This is a genomic window from Streptomyces sp. NPDC026673 (assembly GCF_040638135.1).
GTDB lineage: Bacteria > Actinomycetota > Actinomycetes > Streptomycetales > Streptomycetaceae > Actinacidiphila.
The window spans coordinates 1-4700 of record NZ_JBEZXR010000163.1 but is presented as its reverse complement, the minus strand read 5'-3'; the positions used below and the strand labels follow the sequence as shown (position 1 = coordinate 4700).

Here is a 4700-nt window from a genome sequence, read left to right as displayed (position 1 = left end):
ACTCTTTTTTTGGTTTTTAGAGTCTTGTCTTGGGCCCACCTGGGGCGCGGGGGCGGCCCCCGCGCGGGGCGGACCCGGGACCGCTCACAGCCAGCCGTGCCGCTTGAACGTCCGGTACAGGAGGATCTCCGACACGGCGATGACGGCCAGCACCGCCGGATACCCCCACACCTGGTGGAGCTCGGGCATGTACCGGAAGTTCATGCCGTAGATGCCCGCGATCATGGTGGGCACCGCCGCCATGGCGGCCCAGGCCGAGATCTTGCGCATGTCGTCGTTCTGCCGCACCCCGACCTGCGTCAGATGGGAGCTCAGGACGTCGCTGAGCAGCCGGTCCAGGCTGTCCACCAGCTCGTTGGCGCGGGTCAGGTGGTCGGCCACGTCGCGGAAGAAGGGCTGGGTGCCGGTCGCCACATGGGGCACCGTGCCCGCGGAGAGCCGGATCATCGGCTGCATCAGCGGTGCCGTCGCCCGCCGGAACTCCAGCAGTTGGCGCTTGAACCCGTAGATCCGGCCGGCCGTGCTCTCCGCGCCGCGGCGCGCGACCGACCTGCGGGGCTCCGGGGCGAAGACCTCCGTCTCCAGGTCCTCCAGGTCGGCCTGGAGATCGGCGGCGACCAGCATGTAGTCGTCCACCACGGTGTCGCTGATCGCGTACATCACCGAGGTGGGCCCGTGCTTGAGGATCTCGTGCTCCGCCTCCAGGCGGTGCCGGATCTCGCCCGGCGCGATCGCCTCGCCGTGGCGCACGGTGACCACGAAGGCGTCCCCGACGAAGATCATCAACTCGCCCGCGGTGACCGTGTCGCGCTCGTCGTCGTAGGAGACCGGCTTGAGGACCAGGAACAGCGAGCCCTCGTACACCTCCAGCTTGGGCCGCTGGTGGGCGCAGAGCGCGTCCTCCACGGCCAGCGGGTGGAGCCCGAACTCGCGGCTGACGAGGTCGAACTCCTTCTCCGTCGGCTCGTACAGGCCGATCCACACGAACGCCCCGGCCGTCGACCGTGCCCGGTCCAGCGCGTCGGAGAGGTCGTCGGGGGCGTCGGTGCGCTGCCCGTCGCGGTAAATGGCGCAGTCGACGATCACACCTGTCTTCTTCCGCGATACGCCGACGCCACACCGGGGAAGCCGGGGCCGTATGGTGGCGGACATGCCCACCGTGATCCTGGTCCGGCACGGCCGGTCCACCGCCAACGCGGAGAAAGTGCTGGCCGGACGGCTCCCCGGAGTCGCCCTCGACGAGACCGGACGGGACCAGGCCGCGGCCCTCGCCGCGCGGCTGGCCGGACTGCCGCCCGCCGCCGTCGTCACCAGTCCGCTGCAGCGGTGCCGGGAGACCGTGCAGCCGCTGCTGGACGCGCTGCCCGGCGTGCCGCTCCACGTCGAGGAGCGGATCTCGGAGTGCGCGTACGGCGACTGGAGCGGCCGGAAGATCGCGGAACTGGCCGACGAGCCCCTGTGGGGCGTCGTGCAGCGCTATCCCTCGGCCGCCGTGTTCCCCGGCGAGGGGGGCGAGTCGGTGCGCGCCATGCAGGCCCGCGCGGTCGACGCGGTGCGCGAGTGGAACGCGCGCATCGAGGAGAGCCACGGACCCGACGCGCTCTACGTCATGTGCTCCCACGGCGACATCATCAAGTCCATCGCCGCCGACGCCCTCGGCATGCACCTGGACCTCTTCCAGCGCATCGCCGTCGACCCCTGCTCGGTCACCGCGATCCGGTACACCCCGGAGCGGCCCTTCCTGCTCCGGCTCGGCGACACCGGCAGCCTGGAGAGCCTGCGCCCGAGGGAGCGGCCCACCGCGGCCCCGGGGGACGCGGAGGTCGGTGGTGGTGCGGGCGCACCGTGATCAGCTTCCGCAGTAGGGTGGACCGAACCGCGCAGACACCGAGAAAACGGAGCAGGACGTGCCTCGTCAGGTGTTCCTCTACGACAAGCCCGAACGCTTTGTCGCCGGCACCGTAGGCCAACCGGGCCAACGCACCTTCTTCCTGCAGGCGAGCGCCGCCGGCCGGACGACCAGCGTCGCGCTGGAGAAGACCCAGGTCGAGGCGCTCGCCGAACGCATCGACGAGCTGCTGGACGAGGTCGTGCGCCGCACCGGCGGCTCCGCCCCGGTTCCCGCCGTGGCCCCCTCGGAACTGCTCGACAGCGGGCCGCTCGAGGTACCGGTTGAGGAGGAGTTCCGGGTCGGCACCATGGCCCTGGCCTGGGACGGTGCCGAGGAACGGATGATCCTGGAGGCCCAGGCGCTGGTCGAGATCGAGGCCGAGGACGAGGACGACCTCGAGGCGGCCGAGGAGATGCTCCTGCAGGACGACGAGAACGGCCCGCCGCTGCTGCGGGTGCGCCTGACCGGTGCCCAGGCCCGTTCCTTCGCCAAGCGCGCCCTCGACGTCGTCGCGGCCGGCCGCCCGCCCTGCCCGCTGTGCAGTCTGCCCCTGGATCCGGAAGGACACGTATGCCCGCGCCAGAACGGGTACCGGCGGTCGGCGACGGCCTGAGCGGGGACATAGCCCCCGAGCTGCTCGTGCGTGGTGAGCTCACCGTGCGCGGGCGGCTGCGGGACGCCTCCAACGCGGTGCTCTACTGCGCGGTCGAGCACGAGGGCGCCCGCGCCCACTGCGTGTACAAGCCGGTCGCCGGAGAGCGGCCGCTGTGGGACTTCCCCGACGGCACGCTCGCCCAGCGCGAGGTGGCCGCGTACCTGGTCTCCGAGGCCACCGGCTGGGGCCTGGTGCCACCGACCGTGCTGCGGGACGGGCCGTACGGGGAGGGCATGGTCCAGCTGTGGATCGAGACGCCGCAGGAGGCCGGCGAGGGGCTGCTGGCCCTCGTGGAGGGCGACGAACCGGGCGAGGGCTGGAAGGCCGTCGGCTTCGCCGAGGTGGGCGAGGGACGCACCGCGCTGCTGGTGCACGCCGACGACGTACGGCTGCGGCAGCTGGCCGTCCTGGACGCCGTGATCAACAACGCCGACCGCAAGGGCGGGCACCTGCTGCCCGCGGCCGACGGGCGCCTGTACGCCATCGACCACGGCGTGACCTTCAACACGGAGAACAAGCTGCGGACGCTGCTGTGGGGCTGGGCCGGCGAACCGCTCACCGACGAGGCCGTCGACGTCCTCGGCAAGCTCTCCGCGGAACTCGCCGACGGGGGCCTCGGCGCCCGCCTGGCGGAGCTCATCACGGTCGCGGAGCTCGACGCCCTGCGGGCCCGCGTCACCGCGCTGCTGCGCTCCGGACGTCATCCGGAGCCCTCCGGGGAGTGGCCCGCCATCCCCTGGCCACCCATCTGAGCGTCCGCGACGGAGGCCGCCGGGAGACCCACCGGTCGTTTGTGGATCACGCGGGCGGTTAATCTCATGACATGCATGCCTGGCCCGCTTCCGACGTCCCTGCCCTTCCCGGCAGCGGGCGCGACCTCCGCCTCCACGACACCGCGACCGGCGGCCCGGTAACCCTGAGCCCCGGTCCGGTCGCCCGCATCTACGTGTGCGGGATCACCCCCTACGACGCCACCCACATGGGTCACGCGGCCACCTACAACGCGTTCGACCTCGTGCAGCGCGTGTGGCTGGACACGAAGCGCCAGGTCCAGTACGTCCAGAACGTCACCGACGTCGACGACCCGCTGCTGGAGCGGGCCGAGAAGACCGGCGAGGACTGGACGGCCCTCGCCGAGCGCGAGACCACCCTCTTCCGCGAGGACATGACCGCCCTGCGGATGCTGCCGCCCGCGCACTACATCGGCGCGGTGGAGGCCATCCCCGGGATCGTCCCGCTGGTCGAGCGGCTGCGTGAGGCGGGCGCGGCGTACGAGCTGGACGGCGACGTCTACTTCCACGTCGACTCCGACCCCCACTTCGGCGCCGTCTCCCGCCTCGACGCCGCCACCATGCGCCTGCTCTCCGCCGAGCGCGGCGGCGACCCGGACCGCCCGGGCAAGAAGAACCCGGTCGACCCGATCCTGTGGCTCGCCGCCCGCGAGGGCGAACCCAGCTGGGACGGCGGCAGTCTGGGCCGCGGACGGCCCGGCTGGCACATCGAGTGCGTCGCCATCGCCCTGGACCATCTGGGCATGGGCTTCGACGTGCAGGGCGGCGGCTCCGACCTGGCCTTCCCGCACCACGAGATGGGCGCCTCGCACGCCCAGGTGCTCACCGGCGAGTTCCCGATGGCGAAGGCCTACGTCCACGCCGGCATGGTCGCGCTGCACGGCGAGAAGATGTCGAAGTCCAAGGGCAACCTCGTCTTCGTCTCCCAGCTGCGGCGCGACGGCGTGGACCCGGCGGCCATACGGCTCAGCCTGCTCGCCCACCACTACCGCGAGGACTGGGAGTGGACCGACGCCGTGCTGGCGGACGCGGTGGAGCGGCTGGCCCGCTGGCGCGCGGCCGTCTCGCGGCCGGACGGCCCGCCGGCCGAGGCGCTGGTGGAGGAGATCCGCGAGGCCCTCGCCGACGATCTGGACGCCCCCGCGGCGCTCGCCGCCGTGGACCGCTGGGCCGCCCGCCAGGCCGCCGAGGGCGGCACGGACACCGGCGCCCCCGGCCTGGTGTCCCGCGCGGTGGACGCCCTGCTCGGCGTCGCGCTCTGACACCGCGGGGGTCCGGCCCCCGACCGCGAACGGCCCGGCCGCCGCCCCCTGTGCGGGGCCGGACCAGTGGCCCATGCCGAAACGCCCATTCGGCGGATATT

The 4700-nt window shown here is 72.7% G+C and carries 5 protein-coding genes; 4 read left to right on the top strand and 1 reads right to left on the bottom strand.

The window, feature by feature from the left end; all coding sequences use genetic code 11:
• Window positions 1-84 precede the first annotated feature (84 nt).
• Window positions 85-1086: a magnesium/cobalt transporter CorA gene (gene corA, locus AB0F62_RS42455; protein WP_361812185.1), complete on the bottom strand. Its 1002-nt coding sequence runs from the start codon at window positions 1084-1086 to the stop codon at window positions 85-87.
• A 64-nt stretch (window positions 1087-1150) separates the two neighbouring features.
• On the opposite strand from corA, the gene AB0F62_RS42450 reads away from it, so the two are divergent.
• The 4 genes from AB0F62_RS42450 (at window position 1151) to mshC (ending at window position 4599) form a co-directional block, all read left to right on the top strand.
• The gene (locus AB0F62_RS42450) at window positions 1151-1849 is read left to right on the top strand and encodes a histidine phosphatase family protein (protein ID WP_361812182.1); all 699 of its coding nucleotides are present in this window, start codon (window positions 1151-1153) and stop codon (window positions 1847-1849) included.
• Between the two features lie 58 nt (window positions 1850-1907).
• Window positions 1908-2504 carry a DUF3090 domain-containing protein gene (locus tag AB0F62_RS42445; RefSeq protein ID WP_361812179.1) on the top strand — a complete coding sequence of 199 codons (597 nt, stop codon included), beginning with the start codon at window positions 1908-1910 and terminating at the stop codon, window positions 2502-2504.
• Window positions 2462-3298 (top strand): SCO1664 family protein, encoded by an 837-nt coding sequence (locus AB0F62_RS42440; RefSeq protein ID WP_361812176.1) that lies wholly within the window; start codon window positions 2462-2464, stop codon window positions 3296-3298. Before AB0F62_RS42445 ends, AB0F62_RS42440 begins: the two co-directional genes overlap by 43 nt.
• 71 nt (window positions 3299-3369) lie before the next feature.
• Window positions 3370-4599 (top strand): cysteine--1-D-myo-inosityl 2-amino-2-deoxy-alpha-D-glucopyranoside ligase, encoded by a 1230-nt coding sequence (gene mshC, locus AB0F62_RS42435; protein ID WP_361812173.1) that lies wholly within the window; start codon window positions 3370-3372, stop codon window positions 4597-4599.
• The last annotated feature ends 101 nt before the right edge of the window (window positions 4600-4700 follow it).